The 17059-nt window shown below is 65.1% G+C and carries 15 protein-coding genes; 5 read left to right on the top strand and 10 right to left on the bottom strand.

What is annotated here, in order from left to right:
- Positions 1–27: 27 nt before the first annotated feature.
- Together nudC and RA302_RS11005 are read right to left on the bottom strand one after the other, a co-directional pair.
- Positions 28–927 (bottom strand): NAD(+) diphosphatase, encoded by a 900-nt coding sequence (gene nudC, locus RA302_RS11010; RefSeq protein ID WP_007731249.1) that lies wholly within the window; start codon positions 925–927, stop codon positions 28–30.
- A 38-nt stretch (positions 928–965) separates the two neighbouring features.
- A complete protein-coding gene (locus tag RA302_RS11005; protein WP_003942296.1) occupies positions 966–2033 on the bottom strand; it encodes a potassium channel family protein in 1068 nt (355 codons plus the stop codon).
- 156 nt (positions 2034–2189) lie between these two features.
- Between RA302_RS11005 and RA302_RS11000 the strand changes: the two genes are divergently transcribed.
- Complete coding sequence (locus RA302_RS11000; RefSeq protein WP_003942341.1) at positions 2190–2591, top strand: hypothetical protein; 402 nt, start codon at positions 2190–2192, stop codon at positions 2589–2591.
- Here RA302_RS11000 and RA302_RS10995 read toward each other — a convergent pair.
- Together RA302_RS10995 and RA302_RS10990 are read right to left on the bottom strand one after the other, a co-directional pair.
- A complete protein-coding gene (locus RA302_RS10995; RefSeq protein ID WP_338480633.1) occupies positions 2588–5980 on the bottom strand; it encodes an ATP-dependent DNA helicase in 3393 nt (1130 codons plus the stop codon). The genes RA302_RS11000 and RA302_RS10995 overlap by 4 nt on opposite strands.
- The gene (locus tag RA302_RS10990) at positions 5981–9343 is read right to left on the bottom strand and encodes an ATP-dependent DNA helicase (RefSeq protein WP_338480631.1); all 3363 of its coding nucleotides are present in this window, start codon (positions 9341–9343) and stop codon (positions 5981–5983) included. It lies immediately after the preceding gene.
- 55 nt (positions 9344–9398) lie between these two features.
- Here RA302_RS10990 and RA302_RS10985 point away from each other — a divergent pair, with 55 nt between their 5' ends.
- The 3 genes from RA302_RS10985 to RA302_RS10975 are packed head-to-tail and all read left to right on the top strand — an operon-like array spanning position 9399 to position 12292.
- Positions 9399–10184, top strand: a complete 786-nt coding sequence (locus tag RA302_RS10985) for an alpha/beta hydrolase (RefSeq protein ID WP_085989608.1) — start codon at positions 9399–9401, stop codon at positions 10182–10184.
- 10 nt (positions 10185–10194) lie between these two features.
- On the top strand, positions 10195–10491 hold the full coding sequence (locus RA302_RS10980; RefSeq protein ID WP_019747820.1) for an MGMT family protein: 297 nt from the start codon (positions 10195–10197) through the stop codon (positions 10489–10491).
- 49 nt (positions 10492–10540) lie between these two features.
- Positions 10541–12292: an NTP transferase domain-containing protein gene (locus tag RA302_RS10975; RefSeq protein ID WP_338480628.1), complete on the top strand. Its 1752-nt coding sequence runs from the start codon at positions 10541–10543 to the stop codon at positions 12290–12292.
- 5 nt (positions 12293–12297) lie between these two features.
- Here RA302_RS10975 and RA302_RS10970 read toward each other — a convergent pair whose 3' ends face one another.
- Both RA302_RS10970 and RA302_RS10965 read right to left on the bottom strand, forming a co-directional pair.
- Positions 12298–12651: a hypothetical protein gene (locus RA302_RS10970; RefSeq protein WP_338480626.1), complete on the bottom strand. Its 354-nt coding sequence runs from the start codon at positions 12649–12651 to the stop codon at positions 12298–12300.
- Positions 12648–13226 (bottom strand): hypothetical protein, encoded by a 579-nt coding sequence (locus RA302_RS10965; protein WP_338480624.1) that lies wholly within the window; start codon positions 13224–13226, stop codon positions 12648–12650. The genes RA302_RS10970 and RA302_RS10965 overlap by 4 nt, the downstream gene beginning before the upstream one ends.
- 89 nt (positions 13227–13315) lie before the next feature.
- On the opposite strand from RA302_RS10965, the gene RA302_RS10960 reads away from it, so the two are divergent.
- Positions 13316–14083 (top strand): hypothetical protein, encoded by a 768-nt coding sequence (locus RA302_RS10960; protein ID WP_003942311.1) that lies wholly within the window; start codon positions 13316–13318, stop codon positions 14081–14083.
- 19 nt (positions 14084–14102) lie between these two features.
- Here RA302_RS10960 and RA302_RS10955 read toward each other — a convergent pair whose 3' ends face one another.
- From RA302_RS10955 to nirD, 4 genes are read right to left on the bottom strand one after another with little or no spacing between them, the layout of a single operon-like run.
- Positions 14103–14750 (bottom strand): maleylpyruvate isomerase family mycothiol-dependent enzyme, encoded by a 648-nt coding sequence (locus RA302_RS10955; RefSeq protein WP_338480620.1) that lies wholly within the window; start codon positions 14748–14750, stop codon positions 14103–14105.
- Positions 14695–15444, bottom strand: a complete 750-nt coding sequence (locus tag RA302_RS10950; RefSeq protein WP_019747815.1) for a sirohydrochlorin chelatase — start codon at positions 15442–15444, stop codon at positions 14695–14697. The genes RA302_RS10955 and RA302_RS10950 overlap by 56 nt, the downstream gene beginning before the upstream one ends.
- Positions 15431–16591: a uroporphyrinogen-III synthase gene (locus tag RA302_RS10945; protein ID WP_019747814.1), complete on the bottom strand. Its 1161-nt coding sequence runs from the start codon at positions 16589–16591 to the stop codon at positions 15431–15433. The genes RA302_RS10950 and RA302_RS10945 overlap by 14 nt, the downstream gene beginning before the upstream one ends.
- Complete coding sequence (nirD, locus tag RA302_RS10940; RefSeq protein ID WP_338480617.1) at positions 16588–17001, bottom strand: nitrite reductase small subunit NirD; 414 nt, start codon at positions 16999–17001, stop codon at positions 16588–16590. The genes RA302_RS10945 and nirD overlap by 4 nt, the downstream gene beginning before the upstream one ends.
- Positions 17002–17059: the final 58 nt, after the last annotated feature.

Genomic DNA, 17059 nt, shown 5'->3' with positions numbered 1-17059 from the left:
CTTTCAGGCAGCTGTCTGACCCAGCACTTATTTGACCCAGCTCTCGAGCATTCCGCGAGCGATGGAGATCGAGCCGGGCAGCAGCAGTGGCGCGTCCGCTTCCGAACCCCAGTCGCCGAGTTCGAGAGCGGCACGCACCTCGTCCTTCGTGAACCAGGTGCCCTCGGCGATCTCGCCGTCCGCGAACAGAAGCGGAGCGGCGGGGTCGCCGATTGCGGCGAAGCCCAACATCACCGAGCGAGGGAACGGCCAAGGCTGGCTCCCGAGGTATCGAACGCTGTGCACGTCGATGCCGACTTCTTCCTTGATCTCGCGGACAACGCACGTTTCGAGCGACTCCCCGGCCTCGACGAATCCCGCGAGAATCGAGAAACGTCGCTGCGGCCAGGTCGGCTGACGCGCGAGTAGAACTCGATCGCCGCCGTCGTGCACCAGGCAGATGACCGCCGGATCCGTTCGGGGAAACTCCTCGTGGCCGGTGGACGTGGAAATGCGTGACCAGCCGGACATGGTGGGTTCACTCGGTGCGCCGTCGATAGCGCTGAATCCGGCACTGTCGTGCCAGTTGAGAATCGCGACGGCACCGGTCAACAAACCGGCGTCCGCGTCGTCGAGTGTTCCGCCGAGCATGCGCAATTCGGACAACGTGCCCGCCAGCAGCGACACCCGCACCGCCCAGACGTGGCGATTCTCCCGAATTCCCAGGAACACTGCACCGCGCACCGGTTCCGGACCCAGTTCGGTTGCCTCGGCGAAGACCAACTGACCTTCCGGTGAGACCTTGACCTGACCCCGTGAATTCACACGGAGGAGCAGCGCGTCCGCCCAACCCGTGGTCAGTGCGGCGGCATCCGACCGCAATTCCTCGGCGCGGCCGACGCTCGAGCGTGAGAGCAGCGGTGTTTCGGTCAGCTGGAAGTCGTTCACGCTCACGACATTACTGCGCGCACGAAGCTCGGCAGCACTCAGTTCGTGACGCGGCGGATGTAGAGCAGGCGATCGTTCTCCTCGACGGCGTCCACCTCGGGCGAACCGACGCGAACCAGACGGCCGTCGCGAACTACCCCGAGCACGATGTCGGAGAGATGACGCGGAGAGCCGCCGACCTCGTCACGTTCGACTGCGCGCTCGGCGATCGCGAATCCGGCTTCCGGGGTCAGAAGGTCTTCGATCATCTCCACGACAGTGGGCGTTGTGGTCGCGATGCCGAGGAGTCGACCTGCCGTCTCCGAGGACACGACCACCGAGTCTGCGCCGGACTGACGCAGAAGATGCGCGTTGTCGGCTTCACGGATGGCTGCGGCGATCTTGGCTTTCGGCGCGATTTCGCGGGCTGTCAGCGTCACGAGCACTGCGGTGTCGTCACGATTCGTAGCCACGATGATCGACGACGCATTCTGCGCGCCTGCCAACCGAAGTACGTCCGATTTCGTCGCCGAACCGAACACCGTCACCAGGCCCTTGCTCGCCGCGGAGTCGAGGACTGTCTGATCGGTATCGACGACCACGATCTCCGACGCCGGTACACCGTCACCGAGCATTGCTTCGATTGCCGTCCGCCCCTTGGTCCCGTATCCGACGACGACGGTGTGATTACGCACGTGCTGCCTCCAACGCTGAATTTTGAACGCCTGACGCGAACTCTCGGTCAGAGCTGAAAGTGTGGTTCCGACCAACACGATCAAGAAGAAGATTCGAAGTGGCGTGATCAACAGGACGTTGACCAGGCGCGCCGACGGAGTGAACGGAGTGATATCGCCGTAGCCGGTGGTCGAGAGCGAAACCGTCGCATAGTAGATGCAGTCGAGCAGCGAAAGCTCGTTGTCCTGTGCGTCTCGGTATCCGGCGCGATCGATGTACACGATCAACACGGCGGCACCGAGGGCACCCAACGCGATGAGAACTCGCTTGTAGATGGCCCGCGCCGGACTTGTCTGTAGCTGGGGAATGCGCAGCACCCCGACAAGGGCGAAGTCAGGCTGATCGGTCAATGCTTCCGACCTGGTCAAACGCGCCCGGAGCTTACCGGCCATACATCGACTCTCTCACTCGAACTTACGAAATACCTACACGGACATCGGCAGGCAGCGTAACCCTCGAAGATCGACTTCGGAACTCGGGCGCCGAATAGCGTGCGGGTCGTGGCGCCGGTAGTGGCAAGAAGGTCCACCGTGAGGCAGGCTGGGCAAATGCCTTTCACCGGTTCGACGTCCACTCCCAGCCAAGCAGCCGCTCTTCGTTTGTCGGCCCTCCTTCTCGGCGCCGGCACCATGCATTTTGTAGCGCCCTCGTTCTTCGACAGCACCGTTCCCCGCCAGCTTCCCGGACAGGCCCGCACCTACACCCAGGTGTCCGGCGTCGCGGAACTGGCGATCGGCGCTGCCTTGGCCGTGCCGAAGACCCGCAAGCTCGGCGCGGGCCTTGCCGCCGCGCTCTTTGTTGCCGTGTTCCCCGCCAACATCCAGATGGCGATCGACTGGTGCCGAAGCCCGAAGACGTCCACCCCGCAGAAGATCGGTTCGATCGCACGTCTCCCCCTGCAGGTTCCGCTGGTGACCGAAGCACTCAAGGCTCGCCGAAACGCAAGCTAATCTTGCGCGCCTGCCGTTCGGATGAGGCGAGCGAGAGCCTCACCGTCCGGCAGGTTCTCGGGTGCGATGGTGCGACCCGATCGAACGTAGTGAAACGCCGCCCGCACCTTGTCGGCCGGAAACTGTTCGTTGCGCCCCGCCGAACGAGCTCTGGCTGACATCAATTCGGCCCAGGCCACCCGATACGCGGCCAACTGCATCACAACAGCGTCCTCGTTGGCGGCCGACGGTTCGGCACCGGTCTTCCAGTCGATCACCGTCCATCCGCCGTCGGGATCGGCGAACACAGCGTCGATCCGACCGCGCAAAACCGTTCCGGCAATGGATGTTTCGAAAGGAACTTCCACTTCGATCGGGCTGCGATTGGCCCACGGGGACCGCAAGAACGCATCCTGAAGTTTCACCAGGTCGGTCTCGGGACCCGCGCCGGTATCCGCGGCGCCGGGTAGCTCGTCGAGATCCAACAGCCGAGTCGCACCGAACCTTCGCTCGATCCAGGCGTGAAAAGCGGTTCCGCGACGAGCCAACGGGTTGGGCGGATACGGCAGCGGACGACGTAGGCGAGCCGCCAGTTCGTCCGGATCTGCCTTGAGGTCGACGAGCTGAGTCACCGAAAGCTGCGCCGGGAGAATCACTTCGGCACGCGCGTTTGCGCGGGCCTCGCGCTCGGCCAGGAGAACGTCGACGTCCGAGGCCCAGTTCTCCGGATCGTCCTCCGGTTCTTCCGCCTCTTCGCTGTCTTGCGGCAGCGATGCGAGTGCGGACAGGACGCTCGCGGCTCCGGCCTCGACGGCGCCGCGCCGCGCACCCAGCGGATCCGGCGGCCACTGCGCCGTACGGGGCGTGGCGGCCAACGGGTTCTCGGTATCGGGTTCCGGGGCCGGCGCCCATTCCTCCACGACACCGATCGCACCGCGTGAGTCTTCCTCATCGGCATCGTTGTCGGCCGTGACCATCTGATGCAGCTCGTCCAGGAACTCCGAAGGCCCCTTCGGTTCCGAACCGGATTCCGCCCAGTGATGCGCCGAGATGAACAGCGCCCGTTCGGTTCTGGTCAGCGCGACGTAGAACAACCGCCGGTCCTCGTCCAGTCGACGGTTGGACAAGGCCTTCTTGTGCGCTGTTATCGCGTTCTCGAGGTCCTTGCGGTTGTAGAGCTCCTCGAGGTCGAGCACCGGAACTCCGTCGGCCGAATCCGCGTCGACCGCCCGGTCACCACGCAACGACGGTGGCAGTTCGGCGAGCGCCCCGAGCCACGATCCGGACGCGGTGGACGAGGGGAACACCCCGTCGCTGACATGCGGGATCGCCACTACTTCCCATTCGAGCCCCTTCGCCGAGTGCACGGTCAGGATCTGGACCCGATCCGGCGCCACCTCCACTTCGCCTGGCGTGAGGCCCTTTTCGATCTGTTCGGCTGCCGCGAAGAAAGCCAGCATCCCGGTCAGATTGGCAGTTGGACGCGTCGCGTAGTTGGCGACGACGTCGGCGAAGGCGTCGAGATGCTCGCGGCCCGCGGTCCCGACGACGCCGACTCGGGTCCGTGCGCCCGCCTCGATTCCGATCCCGAGCACCCGCTCGACCTCCGCCACCAATTCGGTGAGCGGCTGGCCGATACGTTCGCGCAACGACGCCAACTCTGCCGCTATCGCGTTGATGCGTGTGTACCCGAGAGCCGAATAGCGTTCTGCCGGGCCTGGATCGGAGATCGAGTCGACCAATCCTGCTTGCTCGGCGTTCTCCCCGGGCAGAGCATCGTGGACCGCCGAGGTAAGCGCCTCGGCGTCGGTGACCGCACCCGCCGTTCCGTATCCCGCGGAGATGGCAAGTTCGCGGGAGCGTTGAGAGAGTGCGGCGAGATCCTTCGCGCCGATCTGCCATCGCGCGCCGGTGAGCAGCCGAACGGCAGCGCTTCCTGCAAGCGGATCGGCGACCACCCGGAGCATGGCGATCACGTCCGCAACCTCGGGTGTGTGCAGGAGCCCACCGAGTCCGACCACTTCGACCGGCAGACCTTTGGACCGCAAGGCCTCGGCCAGCGGAGCGGCATCGGCGTTCCGGCGGATCAACACCGCTGCCGTGGGCGTCGGGCGGTCTTCGGCACGTGCCGCCTCGTATTCTTCGGCGATCTTCTCCGCCACCCACTGACGTTCCTGTTCGACGTCTCCCAGAAGCGCCAGTCGAACGTCTCCGGCGACGGCTCCCGGCCGTGCACGCAGGGTACTGACGGCCACGCCGCGTCGACGCAACGGTGCCGACGACAGGTTAGCCAGCTCGAGAGCCTCCGGCGGGTTACGCCAACTGGTGAGCAGTTCGAGCGTCGGAGCCGGTTTTCCGTTGGCAAGCGGGAAGTCGGTTGCAAACCGGGGCAGGTTGGCCGCCGACGCGCCGCGCCAACCGTAGATCGACTGCATCGGATCGCCGACGGCCGTCAGCGCCAAACGGCCGTCGGCTCCCCCACCGAACAACGAGGACAACAACACTCGCTGAGCGTGACCGGTGTCCTGGTACTCGTCGAGAAGAACCACCCGAAAGCGCTCACGCTCGGTCTGCCCGACCTCGGGATGCTCGGCGGCGACCCGGGCAGACAGCGACATCTGGCTGCCGAAATCCAATGCGCCTTCACGCCGCAGCGTCTCACCCAGCCGGGCGACGAGAGGCAACAGTTCGATGCGCTTATGTTGCACATCAAGGTAATTCAACAGCTCCTTGCTCGGTCCACCCCGCTGTTTCGGGCCGGCGGGCAGAGTGTGAATCAGCTTGTCCAGCTCGGTGTGTGCCTCGAGCAACTGCTCGGGATCGACCAGGTGCTCCGCCAACTGACCGGCAAGAGCCAGAACGGTCTCGGTGATCGAACCCGGATTCTTGTCGGTGTCCAGATCACTGTCCCAGCCGCTGACGACGCGGTGCGCAACCTGCCACAGTTCGGTCTCGGACAACAACGTCGCCGAGGGTTCGATGGGCAACAGCAGTCCGTGTTCGGAGAGCAACCGTCCCGCGTAAGCATGGTAGGTACTGACTTCGGGTTCGCCGGCCAGAATCCGGGAACGCACTCCGCCGGTCGGGTCGAGTGCCCGCAGAACGTCCGAACCCGCCAGCCGCGCCAACCGCTTGCGGATTCGCGACGTGAGCTGTTGCGCCGCTTTGCGCGTGAAGGTCAGGCCGAGAACCGCCTCGGGGTCGACGAAGCCGTTGGCCACCAGCCACACGACGCGAGCAGCCATCGTCTCGGTCTTTCCGGCACCGGCGCCGGCGACCACCAATGTCGGACCGAGCGGTGCGGCGATCACTGCTGCCTGCTCGGACGTCGGAGGGTGCTGACCGAGCGCGACCGCCAGGTCGACAGGGTCGATCTTCGGTCGGCGTGCCTTCTGCGTCGCGGCAGCCACTTAGTTACTCACCTGTCGTCCCTCGTCGTGTGCCGGGCAACTCGAACGCACCGGGCAATGTCTACATCCGTCGTTGACCCTGGCCAGATACTGCGGCCCTTGGGTCGCTGCCGCTGCGTTGTGAATGACGTCTCGCCACATCTCGACAGCTTCGGCCGTCAGCGGCGGCTGAACTCGCTGCGCCGCACCGTCCTTCTTGTTGGACTTGGCCACGAATACCAGGCGCGCACCGCCGGGTTGTGTGGCCGGTTCGCCGGCAATCGCACCTTCGGCCGCTGCGACCTGGTACGCCGCCAACTGCGCATGAGATTGCGCGGCCTCGTTGCTGACGGGGTTTCGCGCAGTCTTGACGTCGACAACCACTGGACGACCTTCGGTGTCGCGCTCGAGCCGGTCGATCCGGCCACGTAGCTTGACCGCAGGCGCTCCTTCTTCGCGCGGTTCGAGGACCCCCTCGACCGCCACCTCGACGCCGACTTCGGTCAGCTCACCGCGAGTTGCGTTCATCCAGGCCGTGAACGTCGCCAGCATCTCCCGAGTTCGATTGAGTTCACGGCGCGAGTACCACTGCGATCCCAGATCGATGGATTCCCAGGCATTTTCGAGTGCCTTCTCGACCTGATCCGGTGGAATCCGGCCGGCCAGTGCCTGCACCAAGGTATGGACCAGCGTACCGGCGATCGCATGAGTGTTGTCTCCGTCGCTGCCACCGTGGCGCTCGAACACCCATCGGAGAGGACATGTTTCGAGAAGCTCGATGGTGGACGGGGACAGTGAAACCGGTCCGTCCTCGGGTTGCCACATGGGAGCAGCGGTACTCGGCTCGGCTGTGCCGTACCACTGATCCGGATGCGCGCCTCGTACTCCGGCCGCAGCCAGACGGGCCAACTGGCGAGCAGCCCGAGAATGCTTCTCGGGGTCGAAATGCGCGATGTCGGGATCACACACCACGCTGCGAAGCTGTGCGACCAGTGCAGGCAGCGACAGAACCCGGGTATCCCCGGTCTCGGGTGCAACGACGTCGAGATCGGAGGACGGGTCGTCCGAGTACGCGTCACCACGGATCAATTCGTCCACGAACCGCGAAGGCACCAAGTCGGTGTCCCCCGAAGCCGATTCGACTGCGGTGATCAGCAGACGGCGACGAGCACGGCTACAGGCGACCAGGAACAACCTGCGTTCTTCGGCCAGAAGCGGCGCGGTTCGCGAGAGTCGTTCGGCAGCCGAGTCACTGCCGTCGGAGACTCCGTTGACCAGGTCGATAAGTGCTTCGGTACGCAGTAGCGAGCCGCGTGCCCGCAAACTCGGCCAGAGCCCCTCCTGCACACCCGCCACCGCCACCACCGCCCATTCGCGCCCCGCCGCGGCGTGAGCGCTGACCACGGTGACGGCGTCGGGAGCGATGACCGATCGGCTCCGCGAGTCGGTCGGTATCTCCTGGCTGGTCAAGTAGTCGACAAAACCGGAGAGTTGCGAACGCGGCAGCCGGTCGACGTAGTTGGCAGCCGCGTCGAAGAGTGCGACTACGGCATCGAGGTCTCGATCGGCTTGTGAGCCGATCGGTCCGCCGCGCGCCGACGCAGCCGCCCAGCGCCGTTCCAGCCCCGTCGCCTGCCAGGCCGCCCACAGAACTTCTTCGACCCCGAGACCACGCTCGAGAGGCACTCGGGCCTTGCGAAGGACCGACAGCACGCGATTGAGGGCCGCAGCTTCGACGTCTGTCAGCTTGCCCATCAGGCGCTTGGACTGCGCACGATCCTCGTCGATCAGTATGAGCCGCAACAACTCCGAGGATTCCCGATCACTTCCCGATGCCAACTCGACTCGGCGCAGGCCACGACGCAATCGGCGCAGGGTGACCGGTTCGGCGCCGCCGATGGGACCGGCCATCAGGGCAAGCGCGTCGTCGCCGGTGAACTGATCGCCGCCGAGCGCCCGGAGGACCAGCAGCAGGCCGGACACTCCGTGTTGCCGCGCGAGCGGCAATTCGGTGGCAGCGGTCGTGACGGGCACCCCCGCCGCGAGCAGGGCTCGCCGGAGAGGGGCGAGAGTGCGCGGGACCGACCGCACGATGACGGCCATGTCGGACCACGCAATCCCGTCCAGCAGATGCGCCCGCCGCAAGGTATCTGCGACGACTGCCGCTTCTTTGGCCGTCGTACCGAGAACCCGCACCGACGCCCGTCCCGGATTCTCATCGGTGAGATCGGATGGAACCGCGATGCGATGAGCCAAGTTGCCAGGCAGCCGCGCAGCGATCTTGGCCGCGATCGACGCGACGTCGGCGTTGTTGCGATACGTGACGGGCAGAACGATCTGGCGCTCGTCTCCGCGCTCGGCCAGTCCGAGCAGGAACGCCGAATCCGCACCGCGGAATCCGAAGACGGACTGATCGGGATCACCGGCGATGATCGTGCCCGCAGTTCCGGTTCCGATCAACCGAACCAGTTGCGCCGCCTGCGGATCCAGATGTTGTGCGTCGTCGACAAGGAGGTGCCGGATCCGAGCGCGCTCGGAGCGAAGCAATTCGGGATCGGTGGCGAACGCGGTCAAGGCCGCACCGATCAACTCGGCCGCGTCGAGCGCCGGCGCCGTCGCCTCCGGAGCCTCGACACCGACACTGCCGCGCAGCAGCACGCCTTGCTCGTAGGCCTCGGCGAACCGCCCGGCCGCCACCCACTCCGGACGGCCACGCTTCTTGCCGAGCTTGACCAGATCTTCGGGGCCGAGCCCGCGCTCGTTGGCTCGCAGCATCAGATCTCGAAGTTCGACGGCAAAGCCGTTCAAACCCAATGCGGGTCGCAGGCGCTCCGGCCACCGGAGCGCACCGTCTTCGATGTCGCCGCGCAACATCTCGCGGAGCACCGAGTCCTGCTCGGCGCCGGTGATCAGGCGTGGCGGCGCGTTGCCGTGTGCTGCGGCTTGAAGCCGGAGAACGGCAAAGGCGTAGGAGTGAACGGTGCGTACCAGCGGCTCACGGGTTGCCTGCGGTCCGCGTTCCTGTTGGTACCCGAGCAACCCAGCTGTGATCTGCTCGCGGACCTGCGTCGCGGCTCGGCGTGACTGGGTGAGCACCAGGACCGATTCAGGATCTTCGCCACCCGAGATCTTCTGCACTGCCAGATCCACGAGAAGGGACGTCTTGCCGGTTCCGGGACTGCCGAGTACCTGCCAGGGATTCCAAGCCGCTGCCGAACCGAAAGAAACAGGGCCGAACGCGAGCTGGAACGGATCCTCGGACGGCGGCGCGAAGAGCCGCGTCGTCCCTTCATCCCACGTTCGGGGTATCGGAGACGGCGCAGTTCGGTGCACCAACCGCGCCCGCGGAATGGTGACCTTGCTGCGTGTTGCCGTCTCACTCACCCAGGCATTCCACCAGAGCGCACCGACAACTCACACATCGCCTGCATCCGGCATGATTGACCTCGTGTCTGCACTCCATACGTATCTCTACGGACCCGTCGGGGCGCCGGAGATCCTTTCGCTGCACGGTCTGACCGGTCACGGCCGCCGTTGGCAGTCGATGGCCGAGAACCAACTGCCCCAAGCGCGCTGGATCTCGCCCGATCTGCGCGGTCACGGGCGCTCGACCTGGGCTCCCCCGTGGAACATCGAATCCCACGTGGAGAGCCTGCTCGAGACACTGGACGAACATGCAAACGGACCGGTGGTGATCGTCGCGCATTCGTTCGGCGGAATGCTGGCGCTTCACCTCGCGGCCACCGCGCCGGAACGCGTTCGTGGGCTCGTTCTGCTCGATCCAGCGATCGGCTTGGATCCGACTTTCATGCAGGAAGTGGCCGAACTCACAATCGGCTCACCGGATTACACCGATGCGGCCGAGGCGTACTCCGAGAAGATTCACGGCTCGTGGGGTGAGGTTCCCACCCAGGACCTCGACGTCGAGATGGCCGAGCACCTGATTCAACTGGGCAACGGGCGCGTCAACTGGCGCCTGTCCACGCCCGCAATCGTGACCGGGTGGGGCGAACTCGCTCGCCCGATCGTGCTGCCACCGCCTTCGATGCCGACCGTGCTGGTTCAAGCAATGAAAGTCCAGCCTCCGTACGTCACCGACGAGTTCCGGGCAGCGCTCACCGAGCACCTCGGTGAAAATCTGACCAGCGTCGAATTCGACTGTGACCACATGGTCCCGCACGTGCGGGCCGACGAAGTCGCCGCCCTCGTTCGCAGCGTGCTCTGAAGGAACCGACATGGCAGCCACCACCGAAGAGCAGATCGAAGAGGTACGGCGACTCATCGCGTCGATTCCCGCCGGTTTCGTGGCGACGTACGGCGATATCGCTGATGCTGCAGGACTTTCCAGTGCTCGCACGGTCGGTTGGATCATGCGGACGGACTCTGCCGACCTGCCGTGGCATCGGGTTCTCGGCGCCTCCGGCAAACCGTCGGCGCACCTGGCTCATCGTCAGATCGCCAAGCTCGAACTCGAAGGGGTACCGATCAAGGAGGGTCGGATCGACCTGAAGAAGGCACGGTTTCACTTCTGATCCCGTGTCACCGGTCGTCCTCACCCCGGCGATGGGGCAGCATGGAGGCATGACCACCACGCCGCCGACTGCCGCCGTCATTCTGGCGGGTGGTCGCGGGACCAGAATGGGTGGTGTCGACAAACCTGGCCTTCTCGTACACGGTCGCAGGCTCCTCGACATCGCGCTTTCAGCAACGTCGCATCTCGACGCCGTCGTCGTGGTCGGCCCGCATCGACCTGAACTTGATCCTGGAATCACCCAAACTCAGGAATCTCCGGCCGGAGCCGGCCCTGTCGAGGCGATCTGGGCCGGGTTGTCTGCGACCCGGTTACCCGATAACGCCGTGGTGGTGGTGCTGGCGTCCGACCTGCCGCACATCGAGGCCGAATCAGTCGACGCCTTGATCGCTGCCACGTCGACGGACAATCCGGTGACGTGTGCCGTGGACGAGAACAACCGAACCCAATTCCTGTTCTCCGCATGGACATTTCGCGAACTCCGGCAACGCCTGTCCACATTGCGGGAGAGTTCGGGGCTGGAGAACCAACCTATGAAAGCGATTGTCACCGAGCCGTTCTCGACGCTGAGTGTCGCTGGTACGACCGACTGCGACACACCGGAAGACATCGATCGCGCGCGAAGCCATCCGCGGCTGACGGTCGATCAAGCCCGCGCCGCCGTCAGGAACTCGCTGACAGCATTGCCGCCGCACCGTGCCGATCTCGCCGACAGCCTCGGAGCAACGCTCGCGCAGCCTCTGGTCGCCCTGGGTGATCTTCCCAGGTCAGACGTTTCGGCGATGGACGGGTACGCGGTCTCCGGCGAGGGCCCTTGGCGAATCCGCACCGAGATCCGCATCGCGGGCGCCGACGGGCAACTCGAACTCGGCGAAGGTGAAGCGATTCGCATTGCCACGGGAGCACACCTGCCCCTCGGCGCCACCTCAGTAATTCGTGACGAGTATCTGTCCGTCGACGGGCCATCTCGGATGGTACGGAGAATGCCGGATGCGCCGCACCGCAACGACGCTCGACCACGAGGGGAAGATTGGACCACCGGATTCACGATCGCCCCGACAGGTACCGCGGTGACTCCGGCGGTGATCTCCGCAGCTGCCAGCGGTGAAGTGTTCGACGCCCTCGTCCGTGGTCCGGTACGGGCACGCCTGATAGTCACCGGCGACGAGATCCGGCGGACCGGTCCACTGCGTGAAGGTCAGACTCGCGACTCCGTCGGCGGGATTCTCCCCTACCTACTGGAAAGCAACGGCGTACGGTGCGTGGCGAATTCGCACCTGCGAGACACTGCGGACAGTTTCGAGCGGGTGCTCGCAGACGGAGTCGACCAGGAAGCCGATCTAGTCGTCGTCATCGGCGCGACGGGAGGCGGCGCTGCCGACGAAATGCGCAGTGCGCTCGATCGACTCGGCGCTCGCACGATTGTCGGGCGAGTCGCCTCGCGCCCCGGCGGATCTCAGATAACGGCCGTCCTGCCCAGTGGCCTGGTGGTTCTCGGCCTCCCCGGCAATCCGTATGCCGCCGTGACCACCCTGTTGACGATGCTGCCCACCGTCGTGGCCGCCTTGACCGGAAGCGACACGCCGCCGCCACTACTCGGCATCATCGAGAATGCCGCTGCGGTGAGTTCCGATGCGGTACGCCTGTTGCCGGTGACACAATCCGAAGACGGTCGCTGGCGCGCCGATCCGTCTGTACGTACCGCGCACCTTGCGGGGTTGATCGAACGCTCGGCGTTTGCACTCGTACCGGCACACTCCGACGACGGCGCCGTCGCCGAATTGGTCGTCCTCCCACGCTGATAGGGTCAGCGGTTTCGGCGACTGCGCCGGCCGACGTCCGCCAGCACGATCACGCCGACCACGATCGCGAGCACCAGCGAATACACGCCCCACAGCACCAAGAACGGCAGCAGCCAGCCGGCATCAACGGTCTGACCGCGCGGTCCGACGCAGTACAGCGTGAAATTGGTGGACGTACCGTCGCCGTCGGTAAAGGAATCCGAGACGACCATCGCGCTCGATGTCGGTTCTTCACAGAAGATCGGCGCCAAGTGCGCGACCTGGCCGGGCCAGATCACCGAAGACAGCAGTGCGGCAAAGATTCCCACGACCACGATCACCGCTACCGAGATCAGTAACGGAGCGATTCGGCGGCTCACAGCGGCTGCACCAGAAAGGGAGTTCCGTCAGGCTCGAAGACCACAAGTACTCGCGAGCGTGGGGATTCCACCATCACGGAGGCGTGTATCGACTCGGTGCGACTGACCGAGATCCCGGAAACTTCGCCGTCGTCGACTCCGCTGCTCGCCAGCGCGTCGTCGACCAACTTCTCGACATTCGCCAATGCCGGCACTTGATCCAGCGTGAACGATCGCGCATCGAGATCGTCGGTGACACTGACTTGCACGGGGATGGGCTCGCCGAGAATGACGCCGTCGAAAGAGAATCTGTCGAGCTGTGACGGCTTCCCGGGGTCACGAACGGTGACGCCGAGCGTCTCGATCGGGCTGATGTCGATGCTGGTCACCGATATCGCGTCGACGCCGTATCTATTTGCGAGGCTGTCGAACCCGCCTCGCACCAACTCCGACGTCATCCCACCGCCACGTTCGCGCATCTGGTTGTCGAAATCCATCCGATCGACGGCACCGATGCATCCGCTCAGACCCGTGGCCGTCAAGGCGATGGCTACCGTCCACAGCGCCGGCCGCACCTGCGAGGACGCCAATTTCATGAGCGGAGCGTACCGCGAGTGTCCGGTTCCATCTCGGTGACCTGCGCGTCGGACGAACCCCTGTCGGCGACTCGTGGGATCATCGCGCCATGAATCGTGTCGACGAAGGATTCGAACCGCCGGACGCATTGGTCGAGTGGTGCCGCTCCCGCACCTTTCCACTGCACGTCCTCGACGACGAAGCGACCGTCGACCTGGATTGGTGGAACGCGCACCTGAAGGACGCCGGCCACACCATCAGCCTGCGCGGGCGTGATCTCGACGGCAAAGTGATCACCGAAGGCCGAGCCATCGTTCAACGCAACGACCTTCGCCCGTCGAGCGACCTCGTTGTCGCCCAGCACGACGGCCTCGGACTGCTCTTTCTCTGCGCGGCCTGGCAGGGCTCGCACGAAAGCAGACGGTTCACGCGGCGGTTCCCCAACGTCTTCAATCCGCATCACCGCGAAGACGAGGATCCGCTGACCCAGATCACAGCCATTCTCGATCACTGTTCGAAAAACAAGTCGATGCCGGTCGTGCGGCGCGACACCTGGTCCGGGTGGCCACTCACGCCCGGCGTGGGGGTATCACTCATGGCCGCTTTCATGTGGGCGGTGGGCGTACAGGACGAAGGCCGACGCGCTCAGATGATCGATCAGTACGGCGTCTCGACACTCATCCACGAGGGCTGGCTCGAGGATCCTTCCGTCACGGGCTTCACGACGCGTCGCTACCGCCGGTACTGCGAACTGCTCGACAGTTGGGCCTATGCCGCCGGCACCCAACCCGAGATCGTCGAGATGTGGTTGGTGAAACGGTGGAGTGCGCGGTTGGCCCAAGCACGCAACGACGTCAGCGCCCCCACCCTGTTCTAACTCTCAGAAAGGCCGTGTCTCAGAAAGGCCAGGCAGGGAGGGTAGGCAGCCCCACCCTCGTCGGCCTCCCGACCAACCAGGCCAAGGTCTCCGCATCCGACAGCGAAGGAACACGTACACCCGGGACCGCTGTCTCGAGTGCGCCCAACTGACGGGCGAGAGTGAATTCCACGAACTCGGCAGGCCAGTCGTGGCAGGTGTAGCCGATGTCGAGGTCCATCAGGTGAATCTCGATCTCGTTCCAGCGCAGAATCGGCAGATCGAATGCCGTCACAGGTTTGCGCCACGGCACCGGCGTGTCCAGTCGATCTGCCTGGATCTCGCACAACACGTCGACCAGTCTCGTTCCCGAGAAGCGGTAGTCGAGAGCCAACAATTCAGCCGGGCGATCTGCACCTTCCTCGATTGCAGCATTGCGCGCGTCCGGTCCCCCGGGATACATCTCCCCCGATTCGCCGCCCTGCACTCCGGCGACAAATCTGCCCAGCGCGTCGGCGTTGCGCGACATGTGCGTCACGACGTGTCCCCGGCTCCACCCGGGGAGCCCGGAGGGCTCACGCGCCTGCTCTTCGGTCAGACCGCCGATGAGAGCCTGTGCCTTGACGTCGGATTCACGAACTGCGGCGACCAGGTCGGCATACGTCGGCGTTACGGAGTGAGACGTCATGCAGCGATACTAGTTCCCTTCGCGCACTCTCATACCGATTCACGACAAGGTCCACCACTCCCGGATCGACGCCGAGCGGTTCGGTCACACCATCGGCTCCTGCAGCGTGCAATCTTTCGTGAAACAGTCCGTGTGCGAGGAGGTACGAGGCAACGAACACTCGCTTCGCGCCGCGAACGCGTGCTGCTGCAACAACATCGGCTACCTTCGGTTCCCCGGTCGCGATGTATCCGATGTCCACCCGGATCCCCGCCGCTTCGGCGAGCATCAGCGCGGCACGCTCGACGTCTCGCAGCGCCCGCGCATCGGAGGACCCGGCGGCAGCAAGCACTATCGCGTCGCCTGGACTCCACCCCGCTTCGGTCAAGCGTCGGAGCAGCACGCGCGCAAGCGCCGGATCGGGTCCGAGTGCGGGCGTCACAGTCACAGCCGAGTGCTCACTGATCGCCACTTCGCGTCGAACATCGGTGTGAACGTGGTAGCCGGACGCCAGGAAGGCCGGTACGAGAATCGCTCGCCCCGGAGTGTCCCGGAGGACTTCAGAAGGTGACGGACCGAGCACATCGACGAAGGCAACGCGCGTGCGTCCGACGCGCGTGCCGACGGCTTCGGCAAGGGCGGCAACCATTTCCACGCCACGTGGGCTACGCGTGCCGTGAGCTACCAGTACGAGCACATCGTCATCGCGTTGCATAGTCACCTGGATTCTGGACGTAGTCGCCGGGGTCGAGGGCAAGTCGATAGCCCCGCTTGACCACGGTCTGAACGGCTTTGGGCGCACCGAGGCACGCGCGCAATCGGGCGACGGCGGTCTCGACGGCATGGGTGTCGCCGCCGCCACCGGGAAGAGACGCCAGAAGTTCGTCGCGGGAGACGACTCGGCCGGGGCTGGCCCCGAGAGTGCGGATCAACGACATCGCAGCCGGCGGCAATTGCTTCACTTCACCGTCCACGACTACGCAACCGCCGCGGATGCTGATTTCGTGTTCGCCGGCTTGAATCTTGTTGGCTCGCTGCGGGAGTTCGTCGACGATGTGTCGCGCGAGCGCCCCGAGACGTGCCCGCGCCGGGGCTGTGGTCGGTACATTCAAGGCTTCGAGCGGCGCCGAGGTGACCGGGCCGACGCACATTGCCGCCACCGGACCCCGCATCGCGTCGAGAATGTCGCCGAGATCCCCGGTCTTGTCGGCGCGCATCAACATCGACGCAACGGCCGGTGCACTGGTGAAGCTGACGGCGTCGATTCCGGCTGAAGCGATGGCGTCGATCATCCGGTCGAGCAGCGTCGGATCCTCCGGCGGTTCCCATCGATAGACAGGGACCGCGATGACCTCGGCGCCCGCGTCGCGCAGCACCTGACAGAAATCGGGAATCGGCTCCCATTCGGTAGTGGCGCCGTGCAGTTGAACGGCGATTCGTTTTCCCGAGACACCTTCTGCAAGAAGATGTTCGAGCACTTCGGCGGAAGACTCGGATGCCGGGGACCATTCTTCACGAAGGTCGGCCGCGCGGATTGCCCCTTTGGCCTTGGGTCCGCGCGCGAGCAGACGAGCCGAGCCCAACGCGGATCCGAGATTTTCCGCCTCACCCCACCCGTCGGCTGCTTCCAGCCAACCCCGGAATCCGATCCCGGTGGTGGCGACAACCACCTCGGGAGGATCCGAGATGATCTGCTGTGTCACCCTTTCGAGCTCGCGGTCGTCGGCGAGAGGGATGATCCGAATCGCCGGAGCGTGAACGACGTCCGCTCCCCGACGAGTCAGCAACGTCGCGAATTCCTCGGCGCGGCGCGAAGCGGTGATACCTACCGTGAATCCAGCCAGCGGCATGTCGTCACTCACGAGACTGCATCGGCGACAGTCGAGCGAACGCCCTGCATCTGAAGGCTGTGTACCTGAACGACGCCTGCCCACACGCGAACTCCGTATACCGGCAGCGCGACCGCGGAGTCGTCCATCGCTCGGCCGTCGACCAGCGAGAACGCCTGCTTGAGCAGCGGCGAGACCACGATCGGTTCACCGTCCCGGTCGCCGACGAGTCCGCGTGACATCACCGCGGCGCGCCCGTACGGATCGAAGTTGCTGACAGCTCGCAGTGTGCCGTCCTCTAGCAGGAACAGCGCCACCTGCTCGCCGCCGCGAAGAAGCACGGCGACCCCGCGTCCAGGGATCAGATGGCTCAGCGGGCAGGCCGACGTCCATTCGAGTCGATCCGAATCCAGCTTGGCGATCTGCGCATCGATGACACTCATCGAAGTCCTCCTGTCGATCCGGCGACAACGTCGCGCGGGTTCTTGTCTACGTTTCTAC

The sequence above is a fragment of the Rhodococcus sp. DN22 genome (assembly GCF_036669995.1).
In the GTDB taxonomy this organism is placed as follows: domain Bacteria; phylum Actinomycetota; class Actinomycetes; order Mycobacteriales; family Mycobacteriaceae; genus Rhodococcus_F; species Rhodococcus_F erythropolis.
The sequence above is the reverse complement of the archived record's forward strand: the minus strand, read 5'-3'. Positions and strand labels throughout refer to the sequence as shown.